The sequence below is a fragment of the Brevibacillus sp. SIMBA_040 genome (genome assembly GCF_046535075.1).
In the GTDB taxonomy this organism is placed as follows: domain Bacteria; phylum Bacillota; class Bacilli; order Brevibacillales; family Brevibacillaceae; genus Brevibacillus.
In genome coordinates this window covers 197104-215280 of the sequence record NZ_JAWRXI010000001.1, presented here as the reverse complement: position 1 = coordinate 215280, position 18177 = coordinate 197104, and the positions used below count along the sequence as shown (strand labels likewise).

Sequence of the window (18177 nt, the reverse complement as noted above, 5' to 3'; positions counted from 1 at the left end):
CAGTCGATTAAGGTTTGACTGGTTGCGGCATTGGATAGCCATTTTATTATCCTGCGTAGTAGTCGTAGACCGAGACGACGTCAAAGCCAGTAGATTGATAGAGTGCCAAGGCATTTTGATTATCGACAGCCACTTCCAGGCTAATTCCATTGTGCTCTCGTTGATTCAGGATTTCCACTGTCTGCGAAAGGATTTTTCTCCCGAGTCCCCTCCCTTGGAGCCCTTTTTTTACGCAAAATCCCGAGATGAATAATGCGTGATCCTCTTCGCTGACGGTAATCATTCCGACAGGCTCAGACTCATACAGAGCCAGATACGTTTGAAAGTCAGGCTCTGACAGATTGCGTGTAACCAATGCAGTCATGAGCTCGGCTGAGTCTCCAAAACCACTGACGCCAATCTCAACCAGTACCTGAAAGTCCTCGGGCGTTGCAGGCCGCAGCAGAAGACGGTTATCAATTGCTGCAGGAGTTGGCTGCGTTTGGACAGAGTAATCCAGCTTGTATTCAGAAAAGTGGTACGTAGCGGCAACCCCTTCCGCAAAAGCATTCGCTTCCTTGGACTCTCGATTACTGACGAGTAGTATTTGTGTGACCCCACGCTTTTCGCATTCCGCTTTTGCTTGTGCATAAAGAGTGCGAAAGATTCCTTTTCTTCGATAGTCTGGATGAACCATTCCGCTGATCTCCACTTCGCTTGGGCTGACAATCGCATACATCCCGAGGAAGCCAACGAGCGTACCATCCTGAAAATAGAGGAAATCATTCGTTTGCTCAGGGGAACGGTTTTGCAGCATCGACACATTCAGATTGCTGGACAAATCAAATCCATCGTGTGCCTCGCATGCTTTTGCCAAATGGATAATTTCCTGCAGCCACTCTTCTGAAAGCCCTTTTGCTGCTACCAAGCCTGTGTTGTTCATTGTACTCACCGTTTCAACCTCCAATTATATTGAGAATGGAAAAAGCCGTGGAGCTGTCAATCCCCAAGGCACTACAAAAGCAAAAAAGCCGTAGGGATAGTCCATCCCCACGGCGGCTCGCTTAAACAAACCTGGTTACACTACACCAAGCCTTGGACGCGTACAGTGCTGCAACAAAAAAACACGGGTTATCCCCGTGTTGTAGGCACAGCTAGGAGAACCTTCTAGATGAACTAGGAGGTTTTCACGTACGCCAGATGGGGATTTAGAATATGATTACATGCGGAAATAAAGCTCACGTATGTCGTTGTCATATTCCCCACCTCCAGGATTGTTGAAAATCAATTACTCCCTAACACTATATGCGATATGTAAATTCATTACAATCCATTTTTTGCGCCTGCACGATTCATCCACCTCCGATAGTATATGACCAGGCAGGAATCCATCTGCGTGAACGAGTATTTAATATCCAATCAATCAATGAGCAAAAGGAGAGTGCCCATGAATCCGATCCGTTATGAGCGCAGACAATACACGACAGGGAACACACCCATCGAAAAGCTGGACAGACTATCCAAGGCTTTGGGAGGACCAACCATTTCGATTAAACGCGACGACCTTTTGGGACTTACTGCCGGAGGAAACAAGACGCGTAAGCTGGAGTATCTGGTTGCAGATGCGATCAAGCAAGGTGCCGATACACTGATTACGTGTGGGGCAGTTCAGTCAAATCACTGCCGGTTGACGCTGGCTGCTGCGGTACGTGAAGGCTTGGCGTGTCAGCTCGTTTTGACCGAGCCTGAGACGGGCTACAATCCTCTAGCCAGCGGCAACCATCTGTTGTTTCATTTGCTTGGCGCCGAGAAAATCGAAGTGATTCCATCCGATGGCGATATGCTGGCAGCGATGGAAGAGCTGGCGCAAGCACTGAAAAAGGAAGGCAGAAAAGCATATCTGATCCCGGTTGGGGGCTCCAATGAAGTGGGGTCTCTCGGCTATATGGCATGTGCCGAGGAAATCGAGCAGCAAGCGTGGGAGACAGCGACGCCTTATGATTATGTCGTGACAGCAACAGGCAGCGGCGGTACGCAAGCGGGTCTAATTGCAGGCTTCATGGCGAGACAGTCCAATACCAAGGTGATCGGGGTCAACGTAAGCCGCGATCGTGCATCCCAGGAAGCCAAGGTGCTGGAGCTCGTCCGAGGCACAGCGGAGGTAGTCGGACTTACAGGTGAAATCTTGTCGTCAGCGGTCCAATGTGAAGACCAGTATGTAGGACCAGGCTACGCACTTCCTACGGATGAAATGATTGAAGCTGTCCAGCTGCTCGCTCGCACCGAAGGAATCCTGCTTGACCCAGTATATACTGGGAAAGCGATGGCAGGCTTGATCGGCATGATTCGCGAAGGGAAGTTTACAAAAGAGGATCATGTGCTGTTCCTGCATACAGGCGGTTCACCAGCACTGTATACGGCTCCGAATTTGTTCTTGTCTGAGAAAAAGTAGAAGAGTTCCCTTAACTGGATAGCATGAAAGGAGGAGGCAGATTGGACTGTCTCCTCTTTTTTGTATATGACGGTCTAAAATCTATCTGTGCTTATATGAGAAAAACCTGGTCAACTTGAGACCAGGTTAAAATACTCATCACGGCTTTCACAAAATAGCCTCACTAGTAACTCCACGATAGGAATGAATATGTCCATCATCATAAGTGGTTTGCCCAGAAAATTCATGGTAATGGCTTCCGTTCGGCAAGGGAATAGCTGGACCAGTCCAACCGTTGTAATCATGGACATGCCCGTCATTAAACGATGTTGTCCCTTCATAGTAATGCACATGCTGCTGGTTGCCGATGTTTTGCGGGAGCGAGGTTCTGCCACTCATGCGATGTCGATGACGGTCGTTAACGGTTGTTTGCGTGTCATAATTATGCAAATGATTTGGACTGTCGACGATTCTCACAAAGCGCAAGGAATGACCATGTTTATCATTCAACTCGAAATACCCCTTCGTATTCAATTTTCTCCGTGAACAGGAGGGTGTCAGGACGTGCTTTTCGAAACGATAACTACTTGGAGGAGGTTAGCGCTATTTCAAAGGAATCCAAGATTTCGAGAAAATGCGATGCTTCTCTAAAGACATGGTCAGCGAGTAGCGGAGGGATGATGCTTTTAATTCTGCAAGCTTCAATCAGGTCACGGGCTGTTTTCTTAAAGTCACGCAACTGCCGGACCGAAACACGATTCTGATCCACAAACTGATCGAGCAGAGGCTGCGTTTGAGATTGCGGTCTCATCGAGTCGAGATCTTGTGCCTGGAATAAGAGCTGATCAAAGTCATGACTAAAGTCTCTGGCCTGCTCAACGAGCTTTCTTTCCGATGGATCAAGCAAATGGTTGATAAATTTTGCGTGGTCAGCCATAATGCGCAGGAAGAATACGTTCTCATTAATAACTGCATCCGGCAGTGGATCGAGGGTACCGGTATTCAGCTGCGTCAGCCGTTTCCTGAAATAGGCTGCTTCTCTGCTCACATGATCCACTAATAAGGGAAAGTTGTTGCCTAGGATTTTACACTGAATAATCAAGCCAAGTACATGTCGCTTGAATGCCCAAATGTGACTGACCGCATTGGAAACGACTTGGTTAAATTCGTAGATATTTTGTGGGTCGGTATCGGGAGTAAAGGCAAGTGCGCGGTTCTCGATGTCTTCAAAAATGTTGTAAAAACGGTCGGCTTCGTTTATCAATTTCGTATCGTCACAGTTAAATCCTAATTTTAGAAATAACGAATGCTCCTTCATGATACGAGACCAAAATCGTATCTCTTCTAATGACCTTTCAACAAATACATCTGTCATGACGTACCTCCAAATACATTCAATCGTGCATTCTCGCGCTGTAAACAGCAATCGCTGCTGAATAGGTTTTTGACGCTGAATGATCTCGATGTATATCTATGCGTTTACCCATCTACATGTGTAAATGCGGTTTAACGATTTCCTTACGCTTCTTTACATACGGAACATCAAATCTTAATGTACAAACAGTAAAATCTTGTATGACATCAATGAAAATTCATTCTTTAGGAGGTACAAGATGTTACATAAATTCTCCAAGAAAATGCTACCGATGGCTGTGATTTCCTCGCTAGCAATTACAGCTTCACTGTATGGAGCGCATACTGGTATTGCAACAGCGCAAGAAAGCCAAACAAACAATGCGCAAGTGAAAAATGTCATTTTCTTAATCGGTGACGGGATGGGTCCGGCCTATACAACAGCGTACCGCTATCTGAAGGATGATCAAAAAACGCCGACAAAAGAGTTAACGGAATTTGACAAATATCTCGTGGGAGCGCAAATGACGTATGCCGATGATGATAAGCAAAACATCACGGATTCTGCTTCCGCAGCTACGGCTATGTCTTCCGGAGTAAAGACGTACAACAATGCAATTGCTGTAGATAAAACCAAAGTCGAGGTAGAGACTGTTCTGGAGAGAGCGAAAAAAGTCGGCAAATCTACAGGCCTGGTAGCTACTTCCGAAATTACGCATGCGACGCCTGCTGCTTTTGGTGCCCATGATGAAAGCCGTAAGAACATGGACGCGATTGCTAATGACTACTTTGATGAAAAAATCAACGGCAAGCACAAGATCGACGTTTTGCTTGGCGGGGGCTTGGTCAACTTTGATCGCAAGGATCGGAATCTGACGGAAGAAGTTAAAAAAGCGGGCTATAGCTTTGTTACGAATAAACAAGCTCTTCTAAAAGATAAGAATGAGCAAATCCTTGGCTTGTTTGCATCAGGCGGTATGGACAAGATGATTGATCGCTCGGAATCGACTCCTTCGTTGGAAGACATGACCAACGCAGCGATTCAAAGACTGAGCAAAAATAAAGACGGCTTCTTCCTGATGGTGGAAGGCAGTCAGATCGACTGGGCTGGACACGATAACGATATTGTGGCAGCTATGAGTGAAATGGAAGATTTCGAAAAGGCTTTTAAAGCTGCAATCGATTTTGCCAAGAAGGACGGACACACGCTGGTAGTAGCCACTGCGGACCACTCCACAGGAGGTCTCTCTGTGGGCGCGAGAGACGAATATAATTTCTTTGTCGAACCGATTAAAGCAGCGAAACGCACGCCTGATTTCATGGCTGCAGAAATCGCAAAAGGCGCTGGCGTTGAAGAAACCTTGAAGAATTATATTGATTTGGAACTGACAAAAGAAGAAATTGATTCTGTGAAAAAGGCAGCAGAAACGAAAAAAGCGGTTGAGATCGATAATGCAATTGAAGCGATTTTTGACAAGCGCTCCTTTACAGGTTGGACAACTGGCGGACATACAGGGGAAGACGTCAATGTGTATGCGTTTGGTCCAGGTAAAGAAAAGCTTTCCGGTTTGATCGACAACACGAAAAACGCAGAAGTCATTTTCGAGATTCTGGGTGGAAATAAAGGTAAAAAATAGTAGATAGAATCAGGCTGGCGTGAGAAAGCGCCAGTTTTTTCCTCCCGTTTGATCACTGGGATTGGTAGAGGCAGGGATTCCCGACTATTGGATCTCGCCAAGCACGGCCCGGCTATCGACCAGTACAGTAATAGTGTGGCGGGGACCGCGTTGTTGGGGCAGATCGCAGGCGGAAGTGAAGAAGCTCGCCAGATGATTGGCGAGCTTTTTGCTAGCTGATTAGAAGCACAGCAGAGAACACAAGCATGAAGAAAGCGTTGATTGCCATGATTGGCTTGTGCCTCGCCCGGAACAGATGGGCATGAACCGCACCGAGCATTAGGACGATAAACAAGACTGCGACATACTTCATTAGAGCTGGAGCCCAAAAGGCAGCGAGCATCCCTATTGCCCCGAGCAATTCCAAGGAAGCCATGACATCCATAAACCAGAACGGGTACCGATACTCGTTCCAATGCTGGACCATCGATTTGCTACGGGAAAATTTCAAGATTGCTGAAAAGGTAAACATGCCAAACAAAATAACTTGAAGAATGGCTGTAAGTACATTCAAGCTCTACACTCCTCTCCATAGAAAGCCCATCGTTCTGCTTTCCAGACATAGTATAATGGAACAAAGCATGCCAAATATGTAGGGAAAACTACACTGGGAGAGGAAGGGGCACTTGGGTGGACAAGAGCAAGTTTTTATCGCGGGTCGATTTGTTTCAAAAGCTGAGCAAAGAGGAGCTCATACAGATCGAACCGATTACACCGATGAACACAATCAAAAAAGGAACCATCATTGCTTCCCCCCATCACGGCGGGAAGCTCTTGTATTTGGTCAAGTCAGGAATGGTTCGTTTATATAAGCTGTCAGAGGGCGGAAAAGAGCTGACCGTAGACTTATTGCGTGTCGGCCACATATTCGGGGAAATCGGGTCCTTCACCATCAGCTCCGAAAACATGTACGCCGAGGCGTGGGAGGACTGCGTCATCTGTACGATTAACAAGCCGCAGTTTGAACAGCTGATGCGGGAAAAGCCGGAGCTCGCCCTGCATTTTATCGAGATTATCTCGACACGCCTGAAAGAGGTAGAAGAGATGATGGAGCATATGGCATACGGGAGCGTGCGAAAAAGATTGCTCTTTTTGCTGCACAAGCTCTCGGAAAAGTTCGGCTCGGGTACAAATCAGGAATGGATTGAGCTGGGTGTGAAGCTGACGCATCAGGAGCTGGCAAGCATGATGGGAAGTATCCGCGAAACCGTCTCAGAGCAGTTAACCCAGCTTGCAGCAGAGGGCATCGTCAGTAAGGAAGGACTTCGTAAACCGTTGCGTGTTCATCCCGAACGATTGAAAATGGCATGGGAAGTATGCAGGTAGTTTTCTGGTAGTGAAGAAAAATCGATGCCATCGTAAAAGCATCAAATAGAAAAGGGAGAGAACGATATGCTGGATGTCATTGCTTGTGGGGAGCTATTAATTGACTTTACCCCTACGTCACATGCGGAGAAAGGAAAAATCGCTTTTGAGCAAAACCCTGGAGGTGCACCGGCGAATGTACTGACTGCATTGTCGCGTTTAGGCAAAAGGACTTCGTTTATCGGGGCTGTGGGGCACGATGCCTTTGGCCAGTTTTTGAAGCAGACCTTGCTAGACGTAAACATCGGGACAACGGGGCTGATCATGACAAGCGAAGCTCCGACCACGCTTGCTTTCGTACATCTTAACGAAAACGCGGATCGGTCCTTTCACTTTTATCGCAATCCGGGAGCAGATACACTGCTGCGGGAAACAGATATCGATGCTGATCTGGTTGCTGGGGCACGTCTCTTTCATTTTGGCTCCCTCTCGCTGACGCATGAGCCTGCCAGAGCAGCAACGAGAAAAGCAGTGGAGATTGCGAAGAACAACCAGCGCCTCGTTTCGTTTGATCCCAACTATCGAGCATCATTGTGGAACGACGAAGAGGAAGCGAAGCGAATTATTCTGTCCGGGATCAGCCAAGCAGATATCGTCAAGCTGTCCGAAGAAGAGGTCGCTTTTTTGGCGCCAGCTGCTGAAATCCACGAGGCTACAGACTGGTTGATTCAGGAATATGGAAACCAGCTCATTCTGGTGACGCTTGGGGCAAAAGGCTGCTTTTATCGCACGCAAGATCACTGTGGGATCGTCCGTGGCTTCAAGGTTGATGCGGTTGATACGACAGGTGCAGGGGATGCTTTTTTCGGCGGCATGCTGTATCAAATATTGGAGGCAAAAGAAGACATAGCGACACTCTCACAGACAGAGCTGGAACAATTGATCCGCTTTGCCAATGCCGTCGGTGCGCTTGCTACGACCAAGACAGGGGCCATTCCTGCGATGCCATCGCTGGAGGAAGTGGAGAGTTTTATAGAGGAAAATACACGATAAAGAATGACAGAGCCTGAAGCGAAGTCAATCGATACAGAAGACGCGCATCAGGCATTTTCATATGATCATGTTAATCGATTATTGTCGTGATTCATAAGAAGTGTTGCATTTCAAAAGTTCTTTCAAGAAAGCGCGAAATAGTAAAAAGGCTGTCCAAAGGAAACAGGAGAAAAAAGCGAAGGTCTTTGGGATACTTGCTGAGACGGAGTGAAAAAAACGAAACACGCCCTTAAGCGTCCACCTCTGAGAGACTCCTATGGGAGTTCTACTTTGGACGCGGTTTCGTTTTTTTCACGTAGTCGTACAGTGAAACCTCCAAGCTAGTAGCCCAAGAACCTGGAGCGTTTTCTCCTGTTTCCTTCTCCACACAAAAGCTAGCATATAACATAAATGCACTAGTAGTGTGATAATTCCGCATTTTTACAAACACCTCTGCTATACTAAAGGAAGAAAGTTACTTGATGGGGGAAGTAGGTATTCATCATGATTTTTCTGGAAGTCATTTTGCCTGTTTTGCTGATTTTTCTCAGTGGTTATATTTTGCAGCGCATCTTCAAGCTTGATCTCAAGCCGATTTCTACGCTGGCGATCTACATTTTGACGACAGCTCTAGTTTTCCGTACCTTTTACAAAACCGAGCTCGATTTGCAATTATTCTATATCGTCGTCATTTCCATGCTGCTATTGGGGGCGTTGATCCTCATCACACAGCTGACTGCGCGCTTTTTTCACTACGATAAGCAGCAAGAAAGCGCCCTGATGCTGTCGACCGCTTTCATGAACAGCGGGAACTACGGGACACCGATCATTTTGTTTGCGTACGGCGATGCCGGGTTTGTCTATGCCGTACAGATCATGGTTTTTCATTCCATCATCATGGGTGTCTTCGGCGTGTATTTTGCTTCCAGAGGCGGAGGTGGTGTCACTACAGCAGTCAAGGCGATTTTCAAGCAGCCATCCAATTATGCTGTCGTACTTGCGGTTCTGCTCCAGCAACTGAATGTGGTCATTCCGGAGAGCTACTACCAGGCGATCGATCTCGTAGCGCAGGCGGCAATTCCCGTCATCATGCTCATTCTTGGAATGCAGCTGGCGAATGTGTCATCACGTACCTTTGAGTGGCAGGGGCTTAGCGCAGCAAGTGTCATCCGATTGGTTGCCTCACCGATTTTGGCGTACGTGATTTGCTTGTTCTTTCCGATCGATCCGCTGTTACAGAAGGTGTTGATCATTTTGGCAGCGATGCCGTCTGCTGCGACAACCGCGATTTATGCGATTCAGTTTAATATGCGTCCGCAATTCGTTTCCAGCAGTGTGCTCGTAACGACAGTGATGAGTGTCGGGACATTAACTTTTTTGCTAAACCTTTTGCATTGAGCATGGTTTGACCAGGGAACATAATATGGGGATTATTAGCAACCAGTTGGTTAGCATGCGGAAGGATATGGGAGTATTCATACGAATAGGACCGGTCATTACGGTTAACTGGCTCTGACCACGTAAGAACGGTTGATATCACGAATTTTCAAAATTGTTGTTGTGCTAAGTAAATGATAAGCTATTTGTATCGCAATAATTTCATATCGGGCCTAGTTCCGTGACAAACGGAAACGGGGGAACCACTCTTGGGGTTAATTCTGTGCATACAGAAGGGATGCTACCTGCCATCCTACCCGTCAGCTAACCTCGTCGGCTAAAGCAGATATTGCATACATTTCGTTGCAATCGCTTATTTTGCGTGCGATTTGACTGTTGCTCTTTCCTGAGCGTATGTTCGCATGTAATCAAGCTTATTTTTCTATATATGTATGTACGAGATTAGTCGACTTATTTGCTTTCGTCCAGGATGGCCTCCAGACGCGAGCGGTGTGTCGACTTTTTTCTGTTCATAAATACTTTTTAAGAAAAGAAGAGGTGTTGCGAATGATTGCCTTTCACAACGTGGCAAAGAGCATCGGGGATGTGTCCATTATCAAAGGAATGGATCTTCAAATCGAAGCAGGGGAACTGTTTGTTCTGATCGGACCCAGCGGTTGTGGAAAGACTACGACGATGAAAATGATTAATCGCTTGATCGAGCCTTCTGCTGGGAGAATTGACATCAACGGGGCAGATATCTCCAAAGCCGATCCGGTGGAGCTGCGCCGCAATATCGGGTATGTCATTCAGCAGATTGGACTATTTCCACATATGACCATTGGGCAGAATGTTGCCTTGGTGCCCAAGCTGAAGAAAATGGAAAAAGCGGAGTACGAGAAAAAGGTCGATGAGCTGCTAGATATGGTAGGGCTTGACCCAAAGGTGTTCAAGGACCGCTATCCAGCTGAATTAAGCGGAGGGCAGCAGCAGCGTGTAGGTGTCATTCGGGCAATGGCCGCCGACCCGCCAATTATTTTGATGGATGAACCGTTCAGCGCACTCGATCCGATCAGCAGAGAACAGCTGCAAGATGAGCTTGTCCGGCTGCAGCGTACGATCAAAAAAACGATCGTGTTTGTGACACATGACATGGATGAGGCAATCAAAATTGCGGATCGCATCTGCATCATGAATAACGGCTCTGTCGTGCAGCTGGATACGCCGAACCGTTTACTCCAGCGACCTGCCAATGACTTTGTAGCCGATTTTATCGGTGTGAAGCGTCTGCGCAGAGTACAGGAGCTGCCTGCACAGGGTTCCAAAAAAGCGACGCTTCCGCCGCGATGGAGTATTTCGTAATAGCGGGGGTGAGACTATGAGTGATTTCTTTCAATTCGTAACAGAGAGACATGAACAAATATTGTCCCTGACCTGGGAGCATACCTATATTTCTTTCATCGCTGTCATCGCCGGCTTTTTGATCGCCGTTCCACTTGGGATTGTACTGACGCGAACGGAAAAGCTGAACAAATATGTGATTGGGTTCGTAAACATTTTGCAGACGATCCCGAGTCTGGCGCTCCTGGGTCTGATGATTCCCTTGCTTGGAATTGGAATCTTTCCTGCCATAGTTGCCTTGTTCCTCTATTCTCTACTGCCTATGCTGCGCAACACGTTCACAGGCATTCGAGAGGTGGACCCAGCTCTTATAGAAGCAGCGAGAGGAATGGGCATGACGAGCCTGCAAATCTTGTTCAAAGTCGAGTTGCCTATGGCTCTTTCGATTATCATGGGCGGATTTCGCACGGCTACGATTTTTACGATTAGCTGGGCTACTCTAGCTGCCGTTATTGGCGGCGGGGGACTAGGCTATCTCGTTTTTACAGGTCTCGGAGTTGCAAATGACAGTATGCTCATCACTGGAGCGATAGCCACTGCTTTGCTCGCAACCATCGCTGATTTTATTACGCAGAAAATTCAGAAATTATGCACGCCAAAAGGCTTGAGAAGCAAGCGGGCAAATTGAGGGGGAAGCACACGAATGAGATATAGATGGATGAGTACAATGATCATAACTGCCTTAGCCGCATTACTTGTAGCAGGCTGCGGCGGGGGTGGAAATGTTGTCAAAATTGGGCATCAGGCTACTTCGGAGCAGACGATTATCGCACAAATGCTGAAGCAGCTGATCGAGGCGAATTCCGATATCAAGACGGAGCTGGTTGGTGGCCTCGGGGGAACGCCGGTCGTGCTCAAGGCGATGCAGAACAACGACATCCAAATTTCTGCGATTCGCTACGTCGGGACCGATCTTACCAGCAGTCTGGGGTTACAAGAGTTCAGTAAAGATCCACAGGAAGCATTTGATCTGGTTAAAAACGGGGTTGCTGAAAAATTTGATCAGCTGTGGTTCCCGTCCTATGGCTTTGATAATACGTATATCTTTACCGTTCGCAAGGATGTTTCCGAGAAGTACAATCTGCATAAAATTTCTGATCTAGCGGCACATGCAAAAGACATGAACATGGCGTCTGATGCACCATGGCTGGAGAGAACGAATGACGGGTATCCGGCATTCAAAAAAGAATACGGCTTTGCGTTCGGCAAAACGACGCCAATGGACATCGGATTGGTTTACAAGGCAGTGGATAAAGGCGATGTGGATATCGTCCTCGCTTATTCCACAGATTCACGCCTGAAAGAGTACAACCTGGTAACGCTGGAAGACGACAAGCACTTTTTCCCACCGTATGGTGCCTCACCAGTCGTTCGCAACGATACGTTGAAACAGTATCCACAATTGGAAGAGCTAATCAACAAATTGACTGGAAAAATAGATACGCCAACGATGACGGCGTTAAACTATCAAGCAGACATCGAAAAGCTTGATCCAGCAGATATCGCCAAAAAGTTTCTGGTAGAGCAAGGCTTGATCAAGCAATAAAAGGAGGTGCAGGCTTTGGAATTGATTGTTGGGACGATCGGCTATATGGCGAAGTACTGGACCCAAATTTTGGAGCTGACAGGAGAGCATCTCTACATGAGTGTCAGCGCGATTTTGATCGCGATCTTGGCAGGCGTACCGCTGGCGGTATTCATGACACGAAATCGGACAGTGGCTACGGTCATCCAGACGATAATCAACATTATCCAAACAATCCCGTCTCTGTCGCTTCTTCTCATCATCATGATCTTTTTGGGCTTGGGGTACAGTACGGCGATTGTAGCACTCGCGTTGTACGCGCTTTTGCCGATCATTCAAAATACGTATGCCGGGCTGGAAAACGTGGACAAGAATTTGGTTGAGGCAGGAACAGGGATGGGGATGACCCCGATGCAGCTGTTGACCAAAGTGAAAATTCCGCTCGCTCTGCCGATCATTTTGGCGGGAGTTCGCGTCGCATCAGTTGTCTCCATCGGTGCTGCCACGATCGCCACTTTTGTAGGAGCGGGCGGTCTGGGTGAGATGATCATGCGTGGAATCTCCACAACTGACGATCAAAAGATCTTGGCAGGTGCCATTCCAGCAGCGCTCCTGGTCATTTTGGTCGATATGCTGCTCGGTCTGATTGAAAAAAAGGCGGGCTATCGCTTGCATACTGTGAAGACGCAAAAGTAAGCAACAGTAAGCAACAGCCTCCGATCAGGGCTTGGTCGAGGTATACACAAGGAGGGATTTCATGATCAAAAAGCTCGTATGTTTGGGAGACAGTCTGACAGAAGGCTTCGGTGTGAAAAAAGTAGCGGCGTGGCCTGCTCTGCTGCAATCCGAGCTCGGCATGGAGGTTGTAAACAAAGGAATTTCCGGCGATACGACTACGGGAATGCTGGGGCGATTTTACCCTGATGTAATCATGCAAAACCCTTCTCATGTACTGATCATGGGCGGAGGCAACGACATGTGGTGGAACGTCCCGATCAATGTGATGCTGGCAAATGTCTATGCCATGGTCAAACAGGCGCTGCATCATCAAATTACGCCGATCATCGGGATATCCAGTGCTGGCTTCAACCCTGCCATGATTGATGTGAGCACCGTCTGGGAGCCAATCGGTGGCTATGAAAAGCTGCGGGAAGCAGGCACAATCTATACCCAGGAGCTAAAAAAGTTGGCGCAATCCAATGGCTGGATGATTGTCAGTCTGCAAGACCTTTTCTTGAACGGAGGAAAGGTAGATCACAGCTTTTACGAGGGTACAGATGGCTTGCATCCCAATGAAAAAGGGCACAAGAGAATTGCCCAGGTAATAGCTGAGAGCCTGATGAAGCAAGCAGCGGTTACGAGCTGATACATGTGGCCATATCACAAGGAAAGGTCTGATCACTGAGATCAGGCCTTTTTCGTTCAGATTGCTCCGGAAAGCTCGGCGCAGACTCCTACCTGATACAACCTTGTATCAGGTAGTCAATCTTGTATCAAGCCTGCCGTACGTCCCACTATTTTCTTTTGCTTAGTGGGAGGGAGCAATCGCGCACAGTCAACCGATTGCCGCAGCAGTCTCGATTCTGGTAGCCAAGCTGGCTTATGAGCTGAAGGAAAGCCATTCAAAACGAAACGGTTTTCATATAAACTAGGAAGATACAAGCTCTTAAGCGGAGAATGATGCGGTACAGGAGGCCAAAAGGATCCAATATCGTAAGCGTTTTTTTCTGAATGTTCCATTAATGTTGGCGTAACGGGTTTTCTAACGAAATCAGAAGGAGGCTTACATGAGCAAATTAGCAGGGAAGGTAGCAATCGTTACAGGAGCGGGACGAGGAATTGGAGCGGCAACAGCTAAACGGCTGGCAAGTGATGGAGCCAAGGTCGGAGTGTTTGATCTGAAAGAGGAGTTTACTGCGGAGACGGTTTCCGAGATTCAGGCAGCTGGAGGAGAAGCCATTGGCCTCGCATGTGATGTTGCAGATGCGGCTCAGGTTGAAAGCGCCGTTACAGCGCTTGTGAATTGCTTTGGTGGTCTAGACATTTTGGTGAACAATGCAGGGGTCATTCGGGATAATTTGCTGTTCAAAATGTCTGAGGATGACTGGGACACGGTGATGGACATTCATTTGAAGGGCAGCTTTTTAATGAGCCGCAGTGTCCAAAAGCATATGGTTTCGCAGCGCTATGGGAAAATAGTGAATCTTTCGAGCATATCTGCTCTGGGGAGTCGTGGTCAGGCGAACTATTCAGCAGCCAAGGCAGGCTTGCAAGGCTTTACGAAGACGCTTTCGATTGAGCTTGGTCCCTTCAACATTAATGTGAACGCAATTGCTCCAGGGTTTATCGCCACGGATATGACCAAGGAGACTGCCAGACGGATCGGTGTCAGCTTTGAGGAATTTGAAAAGGAAAGTGCTGCCCAGATTCCTTTACGCAGAGCTGGAAAGCCGGAGGATATCGCGAATGTCGTCTCGTTTTTGGTGAGTGAGGAAGCAAGCTATGTGTCCGGTCAAATCATTTATGTTAGCGGGGGACCAACAGTCTGACCATCTAGTGGAACATGAACGGCCTGTTCCAGTGAAGAAAGCTTCTTAGCTTGTTTTTAAAAGATGGTGGTCAGTGAGGCTGTAGTGGAGGGCGAGAAAAAGGAGAAAGCGCTCCAGCTTCTTGGGTCACTTGCCAGGAGGTCATCCCTGTACGGTTCCATGGAAAAAGCGAAACCGCGTCCAAAGTAGCTCACTCATGGGGGAATCTCAAAGGTGGACGCTTAAACCAGTGTTTCGCTTTTTCCATTCCACCTCGGAAGGAAGTGCCCCAAAGAGCTTCGCGTCTTTCTCCTTTTTCTCAAGCCAGCTATGATTTCCCTACGTCTGTTTTCTTTGGTGGATTCAGGGAAGAAGTTTTATCAGTGGAATGGCAGCTGTTGATGCAGGGGCAAAAGCAGGTGTATTCATGAAAAGAAAACTATAGAAACCGTCAGAGCTACCCTCATAGCTTTGACGGTTTTTTCATGCACAGGTGATTTTGGGGGATTCACCATGTAAATGCATGAGGTGTTATTAGGACGATTCTCTTCCTTGACTTGCCCTGAAACTCCTTTAAACGCTCATAAAAAAAGCAGGACGAACTGCCAAGGCTGGCTGAGGAAAAAGGAGAAATAAGCAGCAGATCTTTGGAACACAGCCGAGGCGCAGTGAAAAAAGCGAAACACGCCCTTAAGCGTCCACCTCTGAAAAACCTCTTGAGAGCTCTACTTTGGACGCGGTTTCGCTTTTTTCACGGAGCCGTCCAGTGAATCCCCAGCGCAAGTGTTCCAAGAATCTGTAGCGTTTTCTCCTTTTTCCTCTCCACCACTACAGCCCGACCTGCCACCACCACAAATCATCTATACCTTATAGAAATGTCTGATAATCAAAATTTTCTAAAAAATGATAGTGTATTCGTAAATAAATCAATCCTTATCTCAGGGGGCGAGCAATATGGGTAGAGGGACAACGATCAAAAAAATGCTGACAATGGCAACAGTCCTATCCGTGTCGGCAACACTTTTGGCCGGATGTGGCGCGAATACGGCTGCACCCGGAGCAGGGACGGGGACGGATGCGCAAGCCAAGCCTCTAGACGCGACAGCAGACCTGCAGCCGAAAAAAGGAGGCACGCTCACCATTGCTATTAAGGACGAGCCGGATCAGCTGGACATTCAGAAAACGGGGATGGCAGTGGCGAATCAAATTGCAGGAAACCTTGGAGGCGGGCTGGTTACCCAAGATCCGGAGACATTGGAGTTTAAGCCGTATCTGGCTGAGAGCTGGACGGTCTCCGAGGATGGGAAGACGTGGAATTTCGTCATTCGTTCCGGGGTGAAGTTCCACGATGGGACACCTCTGACAGCCAAATCGTTCGCAGATACCTATCAACGTGCGCTGAATCCAGAAACAGCTGCAAAGGTAGCAGGAAGTAACTTGTCCGAGGTAGCGTCCGTAGAAGCATCGGACGACAAAACACTCATCCTGAAATTAAAGCAGCCCTTTGCGCCCTTGTTGCAATATTTGAGTGATCCGGGCTGGCTACAGCCGCTATCAATGGAAGCGATCAAAAAAGCAGGGGACAAATACGGACGTCAGCCTGTCGGGATTGGGCCGTGGAAATTTGAGAGCTGGGAAAATGGTCAAAGCATCTCGTTTGTCCGCAATGAGGATTATGCGTGGGCTGATCCGATTGCCAAAAACCAGGGGCCAGCCTACCCGGACAAGCTAATTTATAAATTCATCAATGAAAATCAGACGATGCTGGCTGCATTGGAAAGCGGCTCGATCGATATCGCCAGCAAAATCGAAGCGAAGGATGTCAAGAAATACAAGGATAATCCGCAATACGAGGTTAAGGAAATGCTCCGCAACGGTCTTGGCCTGTATGTGATGATGAACACGCGCAGACCAGTCTTCACAGAGCTCGAAGTGAGACAAGCGCTGAACAAGGCAATCAACAAAGAAGCGATCATGAAAGCGGTGATTCAAGGAGAAGGCGTTGCCGCTTACGGACCGTTGCCGCCATCCTTGTTTGGCTACGATGAAGCCGTACAGGAATACGGCTACAAATATCAGGCGGACGAGGCGCGGGCACTCTTGGAGAAGGCAGGATATACGAAAAATGAACAAGGCTTTTATGAAAAGGACGGCAAGCCGCTCAAGCTGGAGATTTTGGCGCAAACGGGTACATGGGCACAGGCAGCGCAAATTATTCAGGCGATGCTCAAGGATATTGGTGTGGAACTGAAAATCGTCACACTGGAATGGGGCGCGCTCGTGGATACTGCGACAAAAGGAAACTTTGACATGACACTCATGGGCTACACGCTCAATGACCCGGATGTTCTCTACCTGTTCCTGCATTCCAGTCAAATCGCGAACGGTCTGAACTTCAGTGCGGTAAAAGACGACAAGCTGGACGAGCTGTTGGTCAAGGGCAGAACGACCGTAGACAGTGCCGCACGCAAGGAAGTTTACAAGGAAGTTCAAAAATACGTCGTGGAACAAGCGTGGTGGATTCCCATATACACAGAAAAACAATTCAATGTCGTGCGTAAGCCGGTCGAAGGTGTACGCGTTCATCCATTGCGCGGACTGATGTATCAGGATAGCTGGGTGAATCAATAATGAAGCAATTTATTATCCAACGCCTCGGTACAGGCTTGATTGTACTCATCGGCATTTCGATCTTTTCCTTTGCACTGATTCATCTCATTCCGGGTGATCCGATTCGCATCATGCTGGGAGAAAATGCGACAGCCGAGCAAGTGCAGGCGCTTCGTGAGCAACTGGGACTGAATCGACCGCTGCTTGCGCAATATTTTCATTATGCGGCAGGAGTGCTGCAAGGGGATTTGGGGACGTCCTTCAAAACTGGACGTCCCGTCCTCACAGAGATTTTGGAGCGCTTTCCAGCTACCGTCAAGCTGGCGGCCAGCGGAATGCTGCTGGCGATCATTATCGGTATTACGATGGGAATCATCGCAGCTAGATTCAAAGACACCTTCCTTGATTTCTCAGCTATGAGCCTCGCTACATTGGGCGTTTCGATTCCGAGCTTTTGGCTGGGCATCCTGCTGATCATGTTGTTTACAGTCAAGCTGGGGTGGCTTCCGATTGCTGGAGGAACCGGACTCAAGGATATTGTGTTGCCGGCAGTCACGCTTGGCGTCCTGGCCTCGACGGTCATCAGTCGATTGACACGCGCCGGGATGGTAGAGGTGCTTTCATTTGACTACATCCGCACCGCTCGTGCCAAAGGGCTGGGAGAGGGGTCAGTACTTTTCATCCATGCATTTCGCAACGCGATGATTCCGGTAGTGACGATCGTGGGATTGCAGATCGCATCATTACTGGGAGGAACCGTGATCATCGAGCGTGTTTTTGACTGGCCGGGTCTGGGCTCGCTCGCGATCGGTGCGATTGCCTCCCGTGATTTCCCACTTGTTCAGGGGATCATTTTGTTCATCGGGGTTATTTTTGTCCTGATCAATATTTTGATCGATATTTTGTACAGCTTTATTGATCCGCGGATAGAAGTCGGACAGCCAAAGGAGGGGACATAAA

At 48.0% G+C, this 18177-nt stretch carries 16 protein-coding genes, 1 pseudogene and 1 riboswitch; of the genes and pseudogenes, 13 read left to right on the top strand and 4 right to left on the bottom strand.

Features of this window, described 5'->3' with window-relative positions; genetic code table 11:
- Positions 1-46: 46 nt before the first annotated feature.
- Positions 47-922, bottom strand: a complete 876-nt coding sequence (locus SB752_RS01050; protein WP_410714258.1) for a GNAT family N-acetyltransferase — start codon at positions 920-922, stop codon at positions 47-49.
- A gap of 504 nt (positions 923-1426) precedes the next feature.
- Between SB752_RS01050 and cuyA the strand changes: the two genes are divergently transcribed.
- Positions 1427-2431 carry a D-cysteate sulfo-lyase gene (gene cuyA / locus SB752_RS01045; protein WP_410713898.1) on the top strand — a complete coding sequence of 335 codons (1005 nt, stop codon included), beginning with the start codon at positions 1427-1429 and terminating at the stop codon, positions 2429-2431.
- A 147-nt stretch (positions 2432-2578) separates the two neighbouring features.
- Here cuyA and SB752_RS01040 read toward each other — a convergent pair whose 3' ends face one another.
- Together SB752_RS01040 and SB752_RS01035 are read right to left on the bottom strand one after the other, a co-directional pair.
- Positions 2579-2920, bottom strand: coding sequence for a YmaF family protein (locus SB752_RS01040; RefSeq protein WP_410713897.1), 342 nt, complete (start codon positions 2918-2920; stop codon positions 2579-2581).
- 73 nt (positions 2921-2993) lie between these two features.
- Positions 2994-3785, bottom strand: coding sequence for a DUF2935 domain-containing protein (locus SB752_RS01035; protein ID WP_410713896.1), 792 nt, complete (start codon positions 3783-3785; stop codon positions 2994-2996).
- Positions 3786-4023: 238 nt separating this feature from the next.
- Here SB752_RS01035 and SB752_RS01030 point away from each other — a divergent pair, with 238 nt between their 5' ends.
- Positions 4024-5400 (top strand): alkaline phosphatase, encoded by a 1377-nt coding sequence (locus tag SB752_RS01030; protein ID WP_410713895.1) that lies wholly within the window; start codon positions 4024-4026, stop codon positions 5398-5400.
- Between the two features lie 211 nt (positions 5401-5611).
- Here SB752_RS01030 and SB752_RS01025 read toward each other — a convergent pair whose 3' ends face one another.
- A complete protein-coding gene (locus tag SB752_RS01025; RefSeq protein ID WP_410713894.1) occupies positions 5612-5953 on the bottom strand; it encodes a DoxX family protein in 342 nt (113 codons plus the stop codon).
- Positions 5954-6069: 116 nt separating this feature from the next.
- Here SB752_RS01025 and SB752_RS01020 point away from each other — a divergent pair, with 116 nt between their 5' ends.
- The 11 genes and pseudogenes from SB752_RS01020 (at position 6070) to nikB (ending at position 18176) form a co-directional block, all read left to right on the top strand.
- Positions 6070-6765 (top strand): Crp/Fnr family transcriptional regulator, encoded by a 696-nt coding sequence (locus tag SB752_RS01020; protein ID WP_410713893.1) that lies wholly within the window; start codon positions 6070-6072, stop codon positions 6763-6765.
- 66 nt (positions 6766-6831) lie between these two features.
- Positions 6832-7797 carry a carbohydrate kinase family protein gene (locus tag SB752_RS01015; RefSeq protein ID WP_410713892.1) on the top strand — a complete coding sequence of 322 codons (966 nt, stop codon included), beginning with the start codon at positions 6832-6834 and terminating at the stop codon, positions 7795-7797.
- Positions 7798-8280: 483 nt separating this feature from the next.
- On the top strand, positions 8281-9174 hold the full coding sequence (locus tag SB752_RS01010; protein ID WP_410713891.1) for an AEC family transporter: 894 nt from the start codon (positions 8281-8283) through the stop codon (positions 9172-9174).
- 199 nt (positions 9175-9373) lie between these two features.
- Positions 9374-9507: riboswitch (cyclic di-AMP (ydaO/yuaA leader) on the top strand.
- 213 nt (positions 9508-9720) lie between these two features.
- Positions 9721-10455 (top strand): annotated as a pseudogene (locus tag SB752_RS01005) (ABC transporter ATP-binding protein); the annotation flags it as partial.
- Between the two features lie 76 nt (positions 10456-10531).
- Positions 10532-11182 (top strand): ABC transporter permease, encoded by a 651-nt coding sequence (locus SB752_RS01000; RefSeq protein WP_410713890.1) that lies wholly within the window; start codon positions 10532-10534, stop codon positions 11180-11182.
- Between the two features lie 15 nt (positions 11183-11197).
- A complete protein-coding gene (locus SB752_RS00995) occupies positions 11198-12100 on the top strand; it encodes an osmoprotectant ABC transporter substrate-binding protein (RefSeq protein WP_410713889.1) in 903 nt (300 codons plus the stop codon).
- Between the two features lie 15 nt (positions 12101-12115).
- Positions 12116-12775 (top strand): ABC transporter permease, encoded by a 660-nt coding sequence (locus SB752_RS00990; protein ID WP_410713888.1) that lies wholly within the window; start codon positions 12116-12118, stop codon positions 12773-12775.
- A gap of 61 nt (positions 12776-12836) precedes the next feature.
- A complete protein-coding gene (locus tag SB752_RS00985) occupies positions 12837-13445 on the top strand; it encodes a GDSL-type esterase/lipase family protein (protein WP_410713887.1) in 609 nt (202 codons plus the stop codon).
- Between the two features lie 421 nt (positions 13446-13866).
- Positions 13867-14628, top strand: coding sequence for an SDR family oxidoreductase (locus SB752_RS00980; protein WP_410713886.1), 762 nt, complete (start codon positions 13867-13869; stop codon positions 14626-14628).
- A gap of 933 nt (positions 14629-15561) precedes the next feature.
- Positions 15562-17238, top strand: a complete 1677-nt coding sequence (locus SB752_RS00975) for an ABC transporter substrate-binding protein (protein ID WP_410713885.1) — start codon at positions 15562-15564, stop codon at positions 17236-17238.
- Positions 17238-18176: a nickel ABC transporter permease gene (nikB, locus tag SB752_RS00970; protein WP_410713884.1), complete on the top strand. Its 939-nt coding sequence runs from the start codon at positions 17238-17240 to the stop codon at positions 18174-18176. The genes SB752_RS00975 and nikB overlap by 1 nt, the downstream gene beginning before the upstream one ends.
- Position 18177 lies beyond the last annotated feature (1 nt).

Excerpts from the sequence above, each read along its gene's own strand:
- SB752_RS01035 (WP_410713896.1), bottom strand. The coding sequence starts at position 3,785 with ATGACAGATGTATTTGTTGAAAGGTCATTAGAAGAGATACGATTTTGG.
- SB752_RS00980 (WP_410713886.1), top strand. The coding sequence starts at position 13,867 with ATGAGCAAATTAGCAGGGAAGGTAGCAATCGTTACAGGAGCGGGACGA.
- SB752_RS00985 (WP_410713887.1), top strand. The coding sequence starts at position 12,837 with ATGATCAAAAAGCTCGTATGTTTGGGAGACAGTCTGACAGAAGGCTTC.
- SB752_RS01050 (WP_410714258.1), bottom strand. The coding sequence starts at position 922 with ATGAACAACACAGGCTTGGTAGCAGCAAAAGGGCTTTCAGAAGAGTGG.
- SB752_RS01010 (WP_410713891.1), top strand. The coding sequence starts at position 8,281 with ATGATTTTTCTGGAAGTCATTTTGCCTGTTTTGCTGATTTTTCTCAGT.
- SB752_RS01000 (WP_410713890.1), top strand. The coding sequence starts at position 10,532 with ATGAGTGATTTCTTTCAATTCGTAACAGAGAGACATGAACAAATATTG.
- nikB (WP_410713884.1), top strand. The coding sequence starts at position 17,238 with ATGAAGCAATTTATTATCCAACGCCTCGGTACAGGCTTGATTGTACTC.
- SB752_RS00995 (WP_410713889.1), top strand. The coding sequence starts at position 11,198 with ATGAGATATAGATGGATGAGTACAATGATCATAACTGCCTTAGCCGCA.
- SB752_RS01015 (WP_410713892.1), top strand. The coding sequence starts at position 6,832 with ATGCTGGATGTCATTGCTTGTGGGGAGCTATTAATTGACTTTACCCCT.
- SB752_RS00975 (WP_410713885.1), top strand. The coding sequence starts at position 15,562 with ATGGGTAGAGGGACAACGATCAAAAAAATGCTGACAATGGCAACAGTC.
- SB752_RS01030 (WP_410713895.1), top strand. The coding sequence starts at position 4,024 with ATGTTACATAAATTCTCCAAGAAAATGCTACCGATGGCTGTGATTTCC.
- cuyA (WP_410713898.1), top strand. The coding sequence starts at position 1,427 with ATGAATCCGATCCGTTATGAGCGCAGACAATACACGACAGGGAACACA.